The sequence below is a fragment of the Acinetobacter dispersus genome, from assembly GCF_009884975.1.
In the GTDB taxonomy this organism is placed as follows: Bacteria; Pseudomonadota; Gammaproteobacteria; order Pseudomonadales; family Moraxellaceae; genus Acinetobacter; species Acinetobacter dispersus.
This window is the reverse complement of record NZ_CP041970.1, coordinates 1,940,496-1,957,551: the sequence shown is the minus strand read 5'-3', so window position 1 is coordinate 1,957,551 and position 17,056 is coordinate 1,940,496. Positions and strand designations below refer to the sequence as shown.

General features: G+C 41.9%; 14 protein-coding genes. 7 read left to right on the top strand and 7 right to left on the bottom strand.

All coding sequences use genetic code 11. The annotated features are described in order from the left end of the window. The 4 genes from FPL17_RS08960 to FPL17_RS08945 form a co-directional block, all read right to left on the bottom strand. On the bottom strand, positions 1-684 hold the full coding sequence (locus FPL17_RS08960; RefSeq protein ID WP_159884597.1) for a 3-oxoacid CoA-transferase subunit A: 684 nt from the start codon (positions 682-684) through the stop codon (positions 1-3). Positions 685-803: 119 nt separating this feature from the next. Next, the gene (gene catA / locus FPL17_RS08955) at positions 804-1,724 is read right to left on the bottom strand and encodes a catechol 1,2-dioxygenase (RefSeq protein ID WP_159884596.1); all 921 of its coding nucleotides are present in this window, start codon (positions 1,722-1,724) and stop codon (positions 804-806) included. A gap of 119 nt (positions 1,725-1,843) precedes the next feature. Further along, positions 1,844-2,134 carry a muconolactone Delta-isomerase gene (gene catC, locus FPL17_RS08950; RefSeq protein ID WP_159884595.1) on the bottom strand — a complete coding sequence of 97 codons (291 nt, stop codon included), beginning with the start codon at positions 2,132-2,134 and terminating at the stop codon, positions 1,844-1,846. Positions 2,135-2,148: 14 nt separating this feature from the next. After that, entirely contained in the window at positions 2,149-3,258 is a 1,110-nt protein-coding gene (locus FPL17_RS08945) for a muconate/chloromuconate family cycloisomerase (RefSeq protein ID WP_159884594.1), read from the bottom strand. Between the two features lie 104 nt (positions 3,259-3,362). On the opposite strand from FPL17_RS08945, the gene catM reads away from it, so the two are divergent. The 6 genes from catM (at position 3,363) to FPL17_RS08915 (ending at position 11,435) form a co-directional block, all read left to right on the top strand. Next, on the top strand, positions 3,363-4,280 hold the full coding sequence (catM, locus tag FPL17_RS08940) for a cis,cis-muconate-binding transcription regulator CatM (RefSeq protein ID WP_005190507.1): 918 nt from the start codon (positions 3,363-3,365) through the stop codon (positions 4,278-4,280). Between the two features lie 290 nt (positions 4,281-4,570). After that, positions 4,571-5,836 carry an OprD family outer membrane porin gene (locus FPL17_RS08935; protein WP_159884593.1) on the top strand — a complete coding sequence of 422 codons (1,266 nt, stop codon included), beginning with the start codon at positions 4,571-4,573 and terminating at the stop codon, positions 5,834-5,836. A gap of 319 nt (positions 5,837-6,155) precedes the next feature. Continuing rightward, the gene (locus FPL17_RS08930; RefSeq protein ID WP_159884592.1) at positions 6,156-8,990 is read left to right on the top strand and encodes a TonB-dependent receptor domain-containing protein; all 2,835 of its coding nucleotides are present in this window, start codon (positions 6,156-6,158) and stop codon (positions 8,988-8,990) included. Between the two features lie 60 nt (positions 8,991-9,050). Then, positions 9,051-9,398, top strand: coding sequence for a DUF3649 domain-containing protein (locus tag FPL17_RS08925; RefSeq protein ID WP_159884591.1), 348 nt, complete (start codon positions 9,051-9,053; stop codon positions 9,396-9,398). A 4-nt stretch (positions 9,399-9,402) separates the two neighbouring features. Continuing rightward, positions 9,403-11,100, top strand: coding sequence for a PepSY-associated TM helix domain-containing protein (locus FPL17_RS08920; RefSeq protein WP_159884590.1), 1,698 nt, complete (start codon positions 9,403-9,405; stop codon positions 11,098-11,100). Beyond that, positions 11,100-11,435 carry a DUF3325 domain-containing protein gene (locus tag FPL17_RS08915; protein ID WP_033133175.1) on the top strand — a complete coding sequence of 112 codons (336 nt, stop codon included), beginning with the start codon at positions 11,100-11,102 and terminating at the stop codon, positions 11,433-11,435. Before FPL17_RS08920 ends, FPL17_RS08915 begins: the two co-directional genes overlap by 1 nt. Positions 11,436-11,520: 85 nt before the next feature. Here the strand turns inward: FPL17_RS08915 and FPL17_RS08910 are convergent, their stop codons facing one another. The 3 genes from FPL17_RS08910 to FPL17_RS08900 all read right to left on the bottom strand — a co-directional run bounded on the left by FPL17_RS08910 (position 11,521) and on the right by FPL17_RS08900 (position 15,607). After that, the gene (locus tag FPL17_RS08910; RefSeq protein ID WP_159884589.1) at positions 11,521-14,046 is read right to left on the bottom strand and encodes a TonB-dependent siderophore receptor; all 2,526 of its coding nucleotides are present in this window, start codon (positions 14,044-14,046) and stop codon (positions 11,521-11,523) included. Between the two features lie 66 nt (positions 14,047-14,112). Next, on the bottom strand, positions 14,113-15,069 hold the full coding sequence (locus tag FPL17_RS08905; RefSeq protein WP_159884588.1) for a FecR family protein: 957 nt from the start codon (positions 15,067-15,069) through the stop codon (positions 14,113-14,115). 22 nt (positions 15,070-15,091) lie between these two features. Beyond that, positions 15,092-15,607 carry a sigma-70 family RNA polymerase sigma factor gene (locus FPL17_RS08900; RefSeq protein WP_159884587.1) on the bottom strand — a complete coding sequence of 172 codons (516 nt, stop codon included), beginning with the start codon at positions 15,605-15,607 and terminating at the stop codon, positions 15,092-15,094. 234 nt (positions 15,608-15,841) lie between these two features. Here FPL17_RS08900 and FPL17_RS08895 point away from each other — a divergent pair, with 234 nt between their 5' ends. Further along, positions 15,842-17,053: an efflux RND transporter periplasmic adaptor subunit gene (locus FPL17_RS08895; RefSeq protein ID WP_159884586.1), complete on the top strand. Its 1,212-nt coding sequence runs from the start codon at positions 15,842-15,844 to the stop codon at positions 17,051-17,053. Positions 17,054-17,056 lie beyond the last annotated feature (3 nt).

Here is a 17,056-nt window from a genome sequence, read left to right as displayed (position 1 = left end):
TTATTCTCCTGTGCCATTGGCTGTATCAACAGCGACCACATGCTGTACAAAAATCCCAGGGGTAATAATGTGTTCAGGATCAAGCTGCCCCAGTTCGACCAGTTCAGACACTTGCACAATGGTGACATCCGCTGCCATCGCCATGATTGGACCAAAGTTACGCGCAGATTTGTTATAAACCAGATTGCCCCAGCGATCACCTTTGTGTGCCTTAATCAGTGCGAAGTCTGCTTTGATTGGGTATTCAAGCACGTAATCTTTACCATCGATATGACGGGTTTCTTTACCTTCTGCCAATAAAGTACCAAAGCCAGTTGGGGTAAATACTGCACCGAGCCCCATGCCTGCGGCTTGAATACGGCACGCCAGATTACCTTGCGGCACCAGTTCCAATTCAATCTTGCCAGCACGATAGAGTTCATCGAATACCCATGAATCGGACTGACGTGGGAAAGAACAGATGATTTTACGTACTGCCCCTGTTTTAAGCAGTTTGGCCAAACCATAATCGCCATTGCCTGCATTATTATTGACGATGACAAGGTCTTTAATACCAAGTTCGATCAGTCCATCAATCAGTTCAGCGGGTTGTCCTGCGGTGCCAAAGCCACCAATCATGATGGTTGCGCCATTCTTGATCTGTGACAGTGTCTCAGTCAATGTGAGGGTACTTTTATCAATCATAAGGCCAACCTTCTATCCATGTTTTCAAATTTCTATACATACGAATTGCTGTATAAACGGGTATGCATAGAAATTTAAAAACTGTGAGCTAAGGTCTAGCTCACAGTAAATTTGTGGTGTTAAGCACCGACACGACGACGGTCAACTTCGGTAGTTGGCGCACCTGTTTTTTCTGCCACCAATTCAACATTAAAGGTAATGTGTTTGAATGGCTTATTCACACCACGACGAGCAAGTTCAGCTTCATCAGTCACATCAACAGCAGTAGCGACTAAGCCTTCACGTGTTGCAAATGCAAAGTCATCCCATAGGTATTGATCACCTTCAATATTGAACTGCGTGGTTAATTTGCGATAGCCTGGTGCAGACACAAAATAGTGCACATGAGAAGGGCGGTTACCGTGACGGCCAAGCAAGTTCAGTACTGCTTGTGTGGTCCCTTCTGGTGGGCAGCCATAACCGACAGGCATAGTGGTCTGTGCCACATAGTGACCATCGGCATCAGATAAAATAGTACGGCGTAAGTTAAAGTCAGATTGTGACTTATCAAAGAATGAATAGTTACCTAGGCTGTTGGCATGCCAAACTTCGACTTTAGCGCCTTCGATAATATTACCTTCAGGATCAGTGACAGTGCCTTCGATGAATAAGATATCCACTTTGTCTGATTCAGAACCGTCATCCATACGGGCAAAACCAACAGATTCAGGCGCGCCAGCCACATACAATGGACCTTCGATGGTACGTGGAGTTCCACCCGTAATGCCTGCTTTGGCATCTGCTTCATCAGCACGTAAATCTAGATAATGCTCAAGACCTAAACCTGCTGCCAATAAGCCGAGTTCATTGGCTTGACCTGCATCGGTAAAGTATTCCAGACCTTTCCACAGCTCGCTTTGCGAGATATCTAAATCTTCAATCGCCTGAAAAAGATCACCGAGCAGACGAACCACGATTTGTTGTACACGTGGATTGACTTCACCTGTCGCGGTATCCACATTCATTTTTTTAACCAGTGCATCGATTTCTTGACGGTTCATACATATTCTCCTGAAGTATGATAGTTTTTGGTGGCTCGCGGACTTGCTGTTTTGCTGCTTGCTTGGCTTGCCACATTCCTTGTTCAAATTCTGTTTTTAACTTTATCTACTATGCGTGTTTAGCTGTCATCTTCACGAATGGCTGATGGGTGACGATTCATCGCCATCACTTCAATATTCATGTAGGGATACAATGGCAGCCCCTGTAAAATATTGTGTAGCTCTTCATTGCTGTCCACATCAAAGATACTGATATTTGAGTATTGTCCCGTAATACGCCAGATATGACGCCATTTGCCTTGACGCTGTAAATCTTGTGAATAGGCCTTTTCAACAGCTTTAATTTGATTGGCTTGTTCAACTGGCATATCGCGTGGGATATTTACATCCATTCGTACATGAAAAAGCATGGCAACTCCTTGAATTATTGACGACGTAAGTTGTCGATTTTGTCTTCATCCAGTTCAATACCGAGACCCGGGCCAGTTGGAATTTTGAGTTCAAAATTGCCATATTGAAGCGGTGTTTTTAAAATTTCTTCCGTGAGCAACAGTGGACCAAACAGTTCCGTGCCTGCGGCTAAATTGCTAAAAGTAGAGAAGGCTTGTGCGGAAGCAATGGTGCCAACAGGGCCTTCCAACATGGTGCCGCCGTAAAGATCAATCCCTGCCAGATTGGCAATTTTTCCGACTTCGCAAGCTTCAATCAGACCACCTGACTGTGCAATTTTTACCGCAAACACTGAGGCTGCATTGCTTTTTGCCAGTTGATATGCACTTTGCGGGCCTGTTAAAGATTCATCCGCCATAATGGCAATATCGAACTTACGGGTCAGACGTTGCATGGCATCAATATTATGAATCGCACACGGTTGCTCAATCAGATCAACACCGCCATCCTGCAGCATTTGAATCCCTTTAATCGCATCCAACTCAGACCATGCACGATTGACATCGACACGAATCGAAACCTCTGCACCCAAGGCTTGTTTAATTGCCAGTACATGTTCAACATCCTGCTCAACTGGGCGAGAGCCGATCTTGAGCTTGAACACATTGTGGCGTTTTAACGCAACCATTTTTTCTGCTTCAGCAATGTCCTTTTCAGTATTGCCTGAGGCTAGAACCCAAAGTACAGGAACGCTATCACGTAGGCGCCCACCTAAGACTTCACTGAGCGGTAGACCTAAACGTTGTGCCTGAATATCCAGTAGTGCCGTTTGAATGGCACATTTAGCAAAACGGTTCCCATTGATACTGTGTTGAATGGCCTGTAATGTCTGAGCCACATTAAAACTGTCCAAGCTTTTTAACAATGGCGAAAAGTAGTGCTCGATATTGGTTTTGACACTTTCAGGACTTTCATCTCCATAACCCAAGCCACCAATAGTCGTTGCTTCACCCCAACCAATCAAACCATCTGCTGTTGTCACTTTAATGAGGACTAAGGTTTGGGTTTGCATGGTTGCAACCGCCATCTTATGCGGGCGGATGGTTGGGATCTCGACAAGTAGGGTTTCTATGGATTTATACATCTTTGGTATTTCTTTCGTCCTAAGCTATTTACATACCTTAAATTAATGTAATATCTATAACTAGGCTGAATTTGGTATTTTTAGATACTTAAAAGGTATATTAAATGGAATTAAGACATCTTCGTTATTTCGTGACGGTGGTCGAGGAACAGAGCATTACCAAAGCCGCAGAAAAGTTATGCATTGCGCAACCACCATTAAGCCGTCAGATCCAAAAGCTGGAAGAGGAACTCGGTATCCTGTTATTTGAACGTGGTTCGCGACCTGTAAAAACCACAGAGGCAGGGCAATTCTTTTATCAGCATGCGGTGCAGATTTTGACCCATACTGCTCAAGCGGCTTCCATGGCAAAACGCATTAGTACGGTGAATAAGATCGTGCGTATTGGCTATGTTAGTTCATTGCTTTATGCGTTGTTACCGCAGGTGATTTATTTATTCCGTCAAAATCATCCTGATATTCAGGTGGAGTTGATTGAACACGGCACCAAGGATCAGATCGAAGCGTTAAAGCTAGGTAAAATTGATTTAGGCTTTGGACGTTTAAGAATTAGTGACCCTGCAATTAAACGGATTTTATTGCGCAAAGAAAAACTCAAATTAGCCATTCATAAAAACCATCATTTAACCCGCTTTATCGATCAGGGCATTTATCTGTCCCAGATTATTGATGAACCTATTTTTTCTTATCCCGCCACCCAAAAACCGAATTTTTCCACCTTAATTCAGTCGATTTTTACCGACTTGGGGCTGGTGCCTAAAGACATTGTTGAAGTACGTGAAATTCATATGGCGCTTGGTTTGGTGTCTTCAGGTGAGGGGATTTGCCTGATTCCAGAAAGTGCCAGTGATATCGGCATGAAGAATCTGGTGTATATCCCAATCCTAGATTTAGAGGCCTATACCCCAATTTCATTGGCAGTGCGCAATATGGATCAGAGTCCGTATTTGCCTCAGATTTTAGAATGTATTAAGCAGGTATTTGAAGAAGAGGGAATTCCGATACAACTTGACGGTGACTAAGTTGATTGGAATGCTTCATGTATTTAGAGGCGGTCAAGAAGACCGCTTTTTTATTTATCTTTGAGAGGACATCACAGAAGACTTTAAAGGTATAACTATATACTTCATTATCTATGGAAAATTACATTAATAATTCAAATAATAAAGCATGACCAATATTTGATCCAAATATATCTTTCTGAATTTATGTCAGTTTTAAAGCAATCGGAAAGCATGGTTTATCGAATGGATTAGGTATCAATTCATCTCTTATAGCAACAATAATTTCAAAACTTAGGAAAGGATTTCCCATGTTAAAACCAGATACGCTGTATCGAGCACAGCGCGTAGCCTTATATACACTCTTTGGTTGTCTAAACATCAATGCGGCTTATGCAGATTTTTTCGAAGACAGTGAAAAAAGCATTTATCTGCGTAATTTTTACTTGGAACGGGATTTTGAAAATACCAATAAAGATTTAGGCAGTTGGTCTCAGGCGATGACAGGACGCTTTGAATCTGGTTATACCGATACACCGATTCAAGTCGGTTTGGATATGGGCTTTCAATATGCCTTGCGTTTAACAGATCGTTATGATGAACGCCTAGATACCGTATTTAAATATGATCAGCACGAAGGGCGACAGGAGCGTGATTATTTAAAATTAGGCGCAACTTTAAGATTTAAATATCACAATACTGAACTGAAAGTCGGTGAACTTTTCCCAAAAACACCAGTACTGTTTATTGATGATTCTCGACAATTGGTCACCACCTATGCGGGTGCAATGCTCGAAAGTAAAGACATTAAAAACTTGAAAGTATCGGCAGGGCGTTTTACCCATGTGAATGCGCGAGATGATGATGAATATCGAAAGTTCACCTTAGGCAACTCGACAGACCCAAACAAAAGAAGTGACGGGCTGAATTTTCTGGGTCTCGATTATAATTTTACCCCTCAGTTGACCGGTTCTTATTGGTTTGGGCAGCTTGAAGATATTTATCAACAGCAATATTTGAGTGCGGCCTTTACGGAAACGGTTAATAAGAGCAAGCTTAAAGTGGACGCTCGCTATTTTAATTATAAAGAAGATGGTGATGCCTATTTTGGCGATATTGATGTCCAGTCAATTGGTCTGCAAGCCAGTGTACAAAATGGTCCACATACCATTTTGACAGGTCTGCAAAAGCATATGGGCGAGGACAATATTCCCTTATTGAATGGTTATGTGCCACAAGCCTATTTACAGAGCTGGTCTGCAATTGCTTTCTACAAAGCCAAAGAGTTCACTTGGCATGTTTTATATAGTTATGACTTTAAAGAGCAGGGTATCCCTGGGCTAAAACTGACTTTACGTTATTTAAATGGCAGTGAAATCTATCGGGAAGGGTTTAAAGATAACAAAGAAACTGAGAAGAATGTGATCGTCAATTACACCGTACCAGCAGGTAAACTAAAAGGCTTGGGCTTTGAATGGCGGCATATCCGAGCTGATATTAAATATGGTGCGGGCAATAACCCAGGCACAGATTTTGTCGAAAATCGAATTATGACGACGTATACACATAAGTTTTAATTGTCGATTCAATACAAGAATTAAACAGCCCCTTTTATTTAAATTCGCGAATAAGAGGGGCTTGTTTTTTAATGAAAATCACTAAAGCCTGCAAACACTGAGTTCTACACCTTTCAAAAGTTGAGTGCTTTATCAATTGTTAAGATTCATTGACTGCCATCCATATCCCATAAGCTTTTGTTGTTATTGATAACTTTAAAAATATGGAGAGATATTTGTAGCCAATGTTATTATTGATAATAATTATCATTATTATTGTTATTTTTGTTGCTTTTGTGTATTATTCACGAAATTTTTAAGAATTAATTAAGGTTCTTACGTGTTAGAACAAAATAAATCTCTCAAATCATCTCAATTTATTAGAACAACACTCTGCACTTCTGTTTTATTGGTGTTGTCATCTCCACACGTATTTGCACAAGACAGTGCAGATAAAGCCTCGACGCTGCCGACCATTGCGGTAACCGCAAGTAAGGCTGATGTTGCCTATAAATCGGGCAATATGGATATCCCACGTAGCGAAGATGATGTCCAAGCCTATACTATGATCGAGCGGGAAGAGATTGAGCGATCAGGCACCACCACGGTCACCGAATTATTGTCTAAAGTACTGCCGATGGCGACTTCAACCAATAATTCCAGTTATTTCTCTGGCACATCGAGTCAAATTAATTTACGTGGACTTGGCGCCAGTCAAACTTTGGTGTTGATTAATGGCCGCCGTAGCGCGGGAACAGGCAGCCGTGGTACTTCTGAATCCACCGACCAGCCTAATTTAAATAATATTCCATTGGCTGCAATTGAACGGATTGAAGTATTACCAACATCAGCCGCTGCGATTTATGGCAGTGGGGCGATTGGTGGCGTCATCAATGTGATTTTACGCAAAGACTATGTTGGCACTGAAGTGAATGTACGCTATAGCGATACAGTGGATAATCAACAACCTGCCAAGTCTTTTAATTTGGTTTCAGGCTTTTCTCTGGAAGATGGTCGTACCCATGTGATGTTGACTGCTTCTAAAAAAGATCAAGATAGTTTGCTAGCGAGCGAACGTGACTGGAAAAGTAAGTCACGCCAAAATATTTTAAAAAATAATCCAAATAGTCTTATTGGGGACAAGGTCAACCCGCCTGCAGGCAATTTAACCAATATTCGTAGTAAAGATGGTTCTGAATTAGTGCCAGGATGGGGCTCATCTATGGCACATCTTCCAAAAGGTTGGAACGGCGATCTGAGCAAACTTGGTCAAGGCTATGCATTGGGTTTGTCAGATGGAGTGAGTGGCTGGTCAGGTAAAGAGGGATTACTTTACGATACCAAGACCGAAGCCTTTGGTCTTTCTTTAAATCGTGATTTTACTGATGGTCTGAATGTGTTTCTTGAGGCGGGCTATGAAAAAGAAGAGGGTTGGTCATTTAATACCTCACCGCACGGTTATAACGTGGTAACAGTGAGCAAAGATAGTCCGCATAATCCTTTTGGCAAGGATATTCTGGTGAATTATCCAATGCGTTTGGATAGCCTAGGTGGCTTTGCCAAGGACACTTTTGAAACCACCCAGAAGAAAATAGCAACAGGCTTTACCTTTGACCTTACACCAGAATGGATACTCTCAGCAGATTATGCGTGGAGTAAATCAGATATTCGTCAACGTTATACACGTCAAGGCAGCAAAAATCCGAAAGCCAGTGCATGGAACAAAGACACTGCCAATAATGCAATTGATTTTCTGCAAGATTTCACCACCACACCAACGGACTTAATTTCAAAATACTGGAACTATCCAAAAAATAATACACAGCAGACCTTAAATGATTTCTCGATTCGAGCCACAGGTCCAATTGCAAAATGGTATGCAGGCGATATTCGATTGGCAACGGGGATTGAGCATCGTCGTTATGAAAGTGAAGGCTTTGCGGAACATCAACATGTCGACAATCCTTGGGTGAAGCCGACTGAACGTAAGAGCAATGCATCCAGTGTTTACACGGAATTTAACATTCCAGTGATTTCACCTGAGCTGAATTTGCCTTTCGCCAAATTACTCGATGTGCAACTGGCTGCACGTTATGAAGATTTCAATGTCCAAGCCAAGATACCGCAATATGACAGTAAAATTGATCCTGCTACGGGCTATCGTTCCAAGTTCTTAAATTATAGTGATTCGGGTAAATCAAAATTTGATGCGATCACGCCAACAGTAGGTTTCCGCTTCGCACCGAATGACCAATTGATGTTCCGTGCGTCTTATAGCGAAGGTTTTGTGACGCCATCGGTTTCTCAGATTTCTCAAGCGACGTCGACCCAAGTGACGGGCGCGACATTAACTGATCCAGCAACGGGTAAAATCATTAGCACCTATGAAAGTATTTCTGGGGGCAATCCTGATCTGACGCCAGAAAGTTCAAAGAGTATTAATGCCGGGATTGTATTAACTCCTGAGGCGATTCCAGATTTGCGCTTATCCATTGATTATTACAACATCAAAAAAACCAATAATATCAGTTCGATCAGTGCACAATATATTTTAGACAATCAAAGCAAATATGGTAGCCGCATTCAACGCAATCAAGCTGGCGATGTGGTTTCAATTGATATCACACCATTCAATGCTTTAAACCTTAAAACCAGTGGGATTGATACTAATTTAAATTATCGCTTTGATAGCGTGATTGGAGAAACCACCTTTAATTTGGGCTATACCCATGTTAATGAATATCGCCAACAACATAATTTGATTGACCCAGAGAAGAATTTTGTCAGTGTGGTGGGTGGCGCGGTCTCCGATGCACCGCTAAAACATCGTGCCAATGCCTCTATTTATCTACAAGCCAATGACAATTGGGGCTTTGGTTGGGCAAGCCAATATTATGGTTCTTATGACATGGTTAATGCGACTGCGATTTTGAATCAAACGGGTCGTGCCGATCAAAAATTAAAAATTGAAGATCAAATCTACCATGACATTTTTGCCAAAGTGAAATTGCCGAGCAGTAAGTTGCTAAAACATAGCTCAAGCGAACTGAGCTTCGGTATCCAAAATTTATTTAACGATTACACGGTCGATATGTCTGGAACGCAATCATACCTCAGCAAATATAGTGATGTCCGTGGTCGTCAATATTATCTCAATCTCAAGTTTTCTTTCTAATCTTCCTGAAATGCAGGTGGCGATTATTTTGCATCATCGTCACCTGACTGGGTGTCTTTTATGAATATTGAAGCGTCTGTGCCCTTGGCCTCCGCCAAAAGGGTCACAAAAAAGAAGGTTGAACAATCATCATTGATTAAATATCGATTGATGATTTTTTCACGTTTTGTCTTGGCCATTTTTGGTGGTTATTACTTTGCTGCGATTGCTGCAATGTTAATGGGGGCTCTGTTTACAGCTGAACCTTCCAAAGCCAATGCCGTGTTTGGGGCGACCATGCTGGCATTTGTGATCCATTGTGCCGTGTTCATTTGGGTGTTTCTGGTTAACTCAACCATGAAAGTCTGGTTGGGAGTCATTATTCCCAGTGTATTGATGACGTTGATCTATTGGTTTTTAAAAGGGTAAAGTCATGCGTGTTGATGGTAAAAATGAAGGCCCTCGCCAGTCGATGTCATGGTTACATACATGGACAAGCCTGCTCTTGGGATGGCTGCTTTACGCAGTTTTTCTTACGGGTACGCTCAGTTTTTTCCAAAATGAAATTACGGTGTGGATGAAACCTGAATTGCATCAGTCTGTGAATAATACTTCACAGCAGCAACAATTGGGTTATGCATTACAGTATTTGCAGCAAAACGGACAGCCTGCTGAAAGTTGGAATATCCGTTTTGCCAATGAACGCCAACCGGCCATTATGCTGAATATCCGTAAGCCGGGTGAAGGTCGCCGTCGTGGGGGTGAAATCTATTTAGATGCCCAAACGGGCCAAGAGATTAAAGCGCGTGAAACTCGGGGTGGTGGTTTCTTGTATCGCTTCCATTTTGAACTCTATGGCATGCCACGTATTTGGGGGCGTTGGATTGTTGGTATCGCAACCTTATTCATGTTTGTCGCGATTATCAGCGGTATTATCACCCATAAAAAGATTTTCAAGGATTTCTTTACTTTCCGTCCAGCCAAAGGGCAGCGTTCGTGGCTCGATGCGCATAATGCAACGGCTGTGTTTGCTTTACCTTTTCATATTATGATCACCTTTAGTGGTTTGTTGTTGCTGATGTTCATGTTTATGCCTTGGGCGATGAACAGCCATTATGGAAATGGGCAAAATTTCTATCAGATGTTGAATGAACCTGTTGCTAAAACACCTGAGCAAGCACGTTTACTCGCAGAGCAAAAACAAAAAGAAGCAGCAGAGGAGGGGCGTGGCAATCGAGGGGGTGGCCGACGTGGTGAGGCTGAACAGGCAGCACCTGTACTTGCAGCAGCACCAATGGTGAATTTAGTCACATTGAGTCATTACGTTCAACAAGGTTGGGAAGATAACCCGATTGCTTCAATTCGAGTGAATAAACCGAATACTGTTGAAGCTGATGTTGAATTTAATGCAAGCCGTACCACCACATTGCTTGATCGAGAAAGCATTCCTTCAATGAAGTTTAATGCGGTGACAGGACAACTGATTGATGAAGCCAAGCCTGTTAACTCGGCATCAAAAGCCATTTATACCTTGGTGACATGGTTGCATATGGCACGTGGTGTGGATTCAGTGTTGCGTTGGTTGTTATTTTTATCGGGCATATTAGGCACCATGATGGTGGCTTCTGGTCTGATCTTATGGGTGGTGAAACGGATTCCAGATGTACAGAAATTGGGTTATAAGCCTTTTGGTCATCGTCTGGTTGAAGTACTGAATATTACTGCAATCACAGGTTTACCAATTGCATGCGCAGCTTATTTCATTGCCAATCGGTTTATCCCCGCTCAATTGGCAGAACGTTCTCCGTTAGAGATTAATGTGTTCTTTATCGTATGGTTGGTGTGTTTAATTCATGCGGCTATACGGGCGCATCGTCCTGCATGGTTAGAACAGTTGGCTTTAGCCGCTGTACTGTTCCTGTTTATGCCAATCCTAAATTTCTTAACAGGCGGGCAGGCGTTATGGATGAGTATCTATCATGGGCAGTGGATGATCGCCAGTTTTGATCTGGTATGTATTATTTTAGGTCTGATTTTTATTTATTCTTATTACAAGTTAAAGCGTTACCAAGGCTTAGCGGTAAAGCAGAAAAAACAGCCTAAAGTTCAAGCTGAACAGGAGCAAGCATAATGGCAGCATTGATGTTGTGGTGTGTTGCTGTGGTGGCTTTATCAGCACTTGCCTGTGGGATGAGTAAGCATCAGCGCGATATTTTTAGTGCTCAGATTTCAGCGCAAAATAGTCGACAGTTTGAAATCGCAGGTTGGGTAATGCTACTTATTTCTGCATTGGTCATGATTTATTTTAAAGGTGCTTCAGTTGGTTTGTCTGAATGGTTGGGTTGTATCACCTTTGCTGCTTTGGCAGTGGGATTATTATTAACCTATCAACCTAAAAAACTGTTGCAAGCCAATGTGATTGTGACTGTTGTATTTGGGCTGCTGTTTATTGTGGCCTTGATTTAAGATTTGTTTGTATTGAAGTGACATAAAAAGAGGAAACGAAAGTTTCCTCTTTTTATTGGTGAATGAAACATAAGACTAGCTTAGCTTACCAGTCATATTTTAAACCCACACGGAAATTGGTTGGCGCACCATAATAACTATTGGTGGTCGCCAAATGATATTTCTCATTGAAAAGGTTATTCAAATTGAAATTCACCATAAGTTGATCATTCACTTTATAACGTGCCATCAAATCGATTAAAGCATAGCTGTCTTGCGTAAATCGCCCCGTTTTAGAGACTGAATTATTTTCATAAATTTCACTTTGCCAACGAACACCACCACCTACTGTAATTGCTTCATCCAGATAAGGCAGGGTATAGGTGCTAAACAGTTTGACTGTATTATTTGGAATACTGGTGTCTAGGTTTTTGCCCTTATTGTCTTGAGACAGATTACGCGTAAAACTTGTTGAAATCTGCCAGGCATCGGTGATTTTGCCTGTTGCTTCAAGTTCAAAACCACGGCTTTCAGTTCCCGATTCAGCTCTATAAGCTTGAGAACCATCAGGTGCTTTTGCGCCCGTGATGGCGACAGCTTTATTATCTTCCTTAACCTGATAAATGGCTGCACCAATATTTAATTGATTGTCGAAGAATTCACCTTTAATGCCCAATTCGGTACTGTTACCGATGATGGGTTCGATATAGCTGCCCGTTATGGTTTTCTTATCTTGAGGTGAGAAAATATTGGTATAGCTGGCATAACCTGTCCAATGTTCTGTGAAATCATAGGTTAGACCGATATAAGGAATGACCTTTCCTTTTTCTTCCTGTTTGGTGTGTTCTGTAGAATTATTTTCATTGTTATGTTCACCAGTGACACGTTCCCAGTCTTCAACACGTGTCCCCAAAATAACTGCCAGATCATCACTTGCTTTTAAACGTACTGCACCAAAAATGGATTTGCTACGATCATCACCACTGTACCAACCATCGATTTGAGTGGGTGGACGACTTGGCGTACGACCATCCCATGCAAAGATATTATCGAGCTTACCTTCCCATGACATGCCATTGTTCCATCCAGAGTAGGTTGGGCGTTTGTTTTTACTTTGTGTATAGGTTGTTCCCAAAACAACTTCATGAGTTTGACTAAATAAATCAAATGAACCATTCAAGGTTAAATTAAATAAATCTTGGGTCGGGCGATAATCCCAGCGAGTGGCATACAGCATGGCACCACTGCCTGTAGCTCTATCAATTCCTGTATTTGAAAAAGTGTAGCCAACAATTTCATCTGAATCGGTAATGGTACGTGACACCACGCCTTTTAACTTCCAACGGTCATTCAATTGATGTTCAATATCTGCAAAGAAAGCAGTTGTGGCACGGTCAGAACCTGTCCAGCTTGCTGCCGCTGAATCCGAGCGTGACCAATCAATTAGAGAACCATCGGTATAAAAACTTGGTAAACCACCACGTGCCACACCAGAAAGATTCATTTGTTGGTAACTCACACCGAGACTACCTTTGGTTTTTGCACTGAGATCTGCTTCAACTACAGCATAGGCAACTTTGCGTTCTTCATTATAACGGTCAATATAAGAGTCTGAATTTTGGTAGGCAAATAGGGTACGACCACGAACACTGCCTGAAGCATTTAAAGGGCTGGATACATCAATATCGGTACGGTAATAATCCCAAGAACCTAAATCTGCACTGATAGAAGCTTTAAAATCTTGTAAAGGCTTTTTACGAACCATGTTAATACTGGCACTGGCTGTACCTGAGCCGGTCATCAAGCCATTGGCACCACGAACCACTTCAACACGATCAAAGAGCGCCATATCTTGACTCTGGAAAATAGCCTGATAGGAACTCATGAGTTTGACGCCATCTAGAAGATAGTTATCTACTTGTTGACCGCGCGCATAAATTGGCGAGTTATCACTACCGATGCTACCACCTTGTTTAATCGAAAGACCTGCTGCCTGACTAACTACATCGGTCAGTTGGGTCAGGTTTTGATCTTTCATTTGCTGATTGGTAATTACACTGACCAGTTGCGGTGTCTCTTTGAGGGTCAGAGCCAAACCCGTTGAGGCTGTTGTTGCCTTAGCTGTATATGACCCAGAGCCTTCTGTGGTGAGGTTTTGACCTTTATCCGCACTCAAGTGAATCGTCGCTAATTGAGCTAGGCCAGTTTCGCTACTTTGATTTATATTCGCCGCATTTGCCTTAGTATGAATCGCTTCTAATTTAACAACTTTAGGTTCAACAGTAGCTACAGTTGCTTTGGCTTGAATGCTATATCCCGCATTGGCAACTTTAATGGCTTCAAATGCATGTGGTTTAAGCAAAGTCTCTAAAGCAGTTTCTACTGAATAATTCCCTTTGAGTGAAGTGCTTTTTACTTTTGCAAGTGTAGTTGAGTCATAACTGATGGTGGTACCTGTTTGAATGGCGAGTTGCTTCAATGCCTGATCAAGTGTGGTTGAGCTAATAGAAATCTGATAAACATTGGCAGCATAAGCAGAGGTTGTTGCAATGCTGGCAATACTGAGTGGCATGCCCCATAAAATGGCGCGTACAGCCAACGCCAAGGTTGTTTTCGCCTGATAATCCTTCATGTGGTCTTCTCGACTGGGAGTGTATTTCTCTATAAGTCGAACAAGATCAAAAAAAGGGTCAAATTTTTATCTTTTTTTTATTTTTAATACATATGGACTGTAATAACTCAACTCAAGTTGATGGGTATAGGCCAGTGTTTCTAGGCTTTGTTGAGGATTCTTTAATGAAAACACACCTGAAACGTGAAGGTCTTTTAAGGCTGGTTCGATGAAATAAGTACCTTTTTTATAACGATATAGTTCACCAATGACTTTTTCTAGTGGCCATTGTTCTACCACCAGTAATTGTTGAGTCCAGTAGGGCTGCTCATTGTTCAATGGCAATGGTTTAGAGATCTGTTGACTGTCGAAATAGGCTCGTTGACCTTGCTGTAAAATCTGCCGTTGCCCAGAATCCTGCGGCTGTAAAGCGACTGCATGTTGATACACTTTGACCCGAGTTTGATCATGATGCTCTTGTCTTACCGTAAACTGAGTACCCAAGGCCTCAATTACACCATCTTTGGTCTTCACCATAAAGGGGCGGTGTTGCGGATCTTTTGCGGTCTGGATATAAATTTCACCTTCGATCAGTTGAATCTGTCGAGTCTGTTCGGAGAAATTCACGTTGATATAACTGTCACTGGCCAAGATCAAGGTTGAACCATCTTGCAGTGCAATAGTTTTAATTTCACCGACCTCGGTATGATCATCAGATTGCCATTTTGCCCAAGGCAACAAATACATTCCGTAGCCGATAACCAACAATCCTGAAAGGCTCAACAGCATATTTCGTTTTGCAGTCAGATTAAATTTTTGCTTGGACTGGACTAAAGAATCTGAGGGAAAGTGGTTGGATAAACTTGTTAAGCCATGGGTGAATTTATTGATTTGCTGAATGGCGAGGCCATGCTCTTGTTTCTCTGCTTGCCAATGTTCAAATTGTTGCTGCTGTAACTTAGTCATTTCACCTGAATGTAATAGCACTAGCCAATCTGCGGCTTGGTCCAATACATGATCAGGGATTTTAGGGGCTTGAGACATAGCAGCAAAGCAAATTCAGCAATTAATCGGTCTGATTATAAAGACTTATGCAGGCCAAGAAAGCCTGTTTCATATCTCTTTTGACTGTTGCCTCTGAAATATCCAGTTTTTCACTAATCGCACGATAGGTCAGCCCATCCAATTGCGATAATAAAAACACCTGTGCAGTGCGTTCAGGTAGCTTTTCCAGCATCAAATGCACTTGATAAAGCGTTTCACGAATACAGACTTCGTATTCAGCAGAGGGGTAATATTCTTCTGGCAGCTGTGCAAGCGCATCTAAGTATAAATGTTCTACATGCTGATGCCGCCAATAATCAATAATCACATGCTTGGCGATGCCCATTAACCATGCCTGAGGTTCTTTAATCTTTTCAAAGCAATAGTCGCTTTTTAAGGCACGATAGAACACTTCCTGACTCAAGTCTTCCGATTGATGGTGGTGTTGTAGTTTGTGCTTAAACCAAGACAACAGCGAGCTTTGTTGCGATTGATAAACGTGGCTAAACCATAACTGTTTTTCTACATTCAGGTTCATAGCAAGGAGTCCACAAATGAGCAGGGAGATGCACAATTAAAGGCGGATGGAAAAAATATTTTCAAATAGTAATGATAATTGTTATTAATATCAATAAAATTGTATACATACTTTTACAGAAAAAATTGAGCTGATTTTGATTTTCGTTCGACTAAACCAATGTAGGGGAACATTTTTTGTTTTCTTCGTCTCCCATATTTCTAATGAATTTTGTTTGATTAAGTAGAGCATGCCATGAGTGAACAACAGATTGATTTAAAACCACAACAGCATTCTCGATCAAATAAAATCAAATGGTTGATTGCATTGACAGTGCTTTTATTGCTGATGGTATGGGGTTGGAATTATTGGAAAAAATCCCAAGCTGATAAACAGGAGTCGTTTAGCCAATGGAGTAAACCTGTGCCTGTTCGCGTGGTCGGGGTACAACGTGGTGATTTGCAATTACAAATTAAGGCGATTGGTACGGTCGTACCAGCCAATACCGTGAATGTGCAGAGTCAGGTGTCAGGTGTGTTGCAAAAACTGTATTTCCAAGAAGGGCAATACATTCAGAAAGGGCAATTGCTGGCACAAATTGACCCGACACCATTTCAGGTCGCATTGGCACAAGCACAGGGGACACAGCAACAAAATTTAGCGCAGTTGCAAAATGCACAAACGGAATTGAATCGCTACCAGTTGCTATTTAAGCAAGATTCGATTGCTAAGCAACAGGTCGACCAACAACAAGCCCTAGTCAATCAGCTCAAGGGACAGATGCAAGCCAATCAAGCCCAAGTGGATGCGGCAAAGTTGCAACTGTCTTATACCAAAATATATGCGCCGATAGATGGTCGTGTTGGCTTTCGCTTAAAAGATGCGGGTAATTTAATCCAAGCCAATGAAGCAACAGGTTTATTGAGTATTACTCAAATCCATCCTGTGTATATTCAGTTTGCGATTGCGGAAAATTATTTAGACACGATCCGCCAAGCCACAAAAAATAAGCAAAGCATTCAAGTCAGTGCTTGGGATCGTGCAGAGCAAAAGCAATTGGCCACAGGTTCAGTTCAGGCACTGGATAATCAGATTGATCTGAATACTGGCACACTCAAAGTAAAAGCCGTTTTTGCCAATCTCGATGATGCTTTATTTCCCAATCAATTTGTCAATGTTCGTTTAAATGCCAAGACCTTGCAAAATGCGGTGCATCTGCCGAGTGACGCCATTCAACATGGGGCAAAAGGCACTTATGTTTATATTGTGAATAAAGAAGATAAAGCCGAAGTTCGTATGTTAAAGCTGGGTGCGGTTTCACAAGGACAGACCGAGATCATTGAAGGCTTACAAGGCAATGAACGCGTTGTTCTAGAGGGCATTGATCGACTTTCCGAAGGACAAGAAGTACAAGTCATTCAAGATGATGTTTCTAAGCCGATCCCAGCAAAAACAGTCGCTGGATAAGCG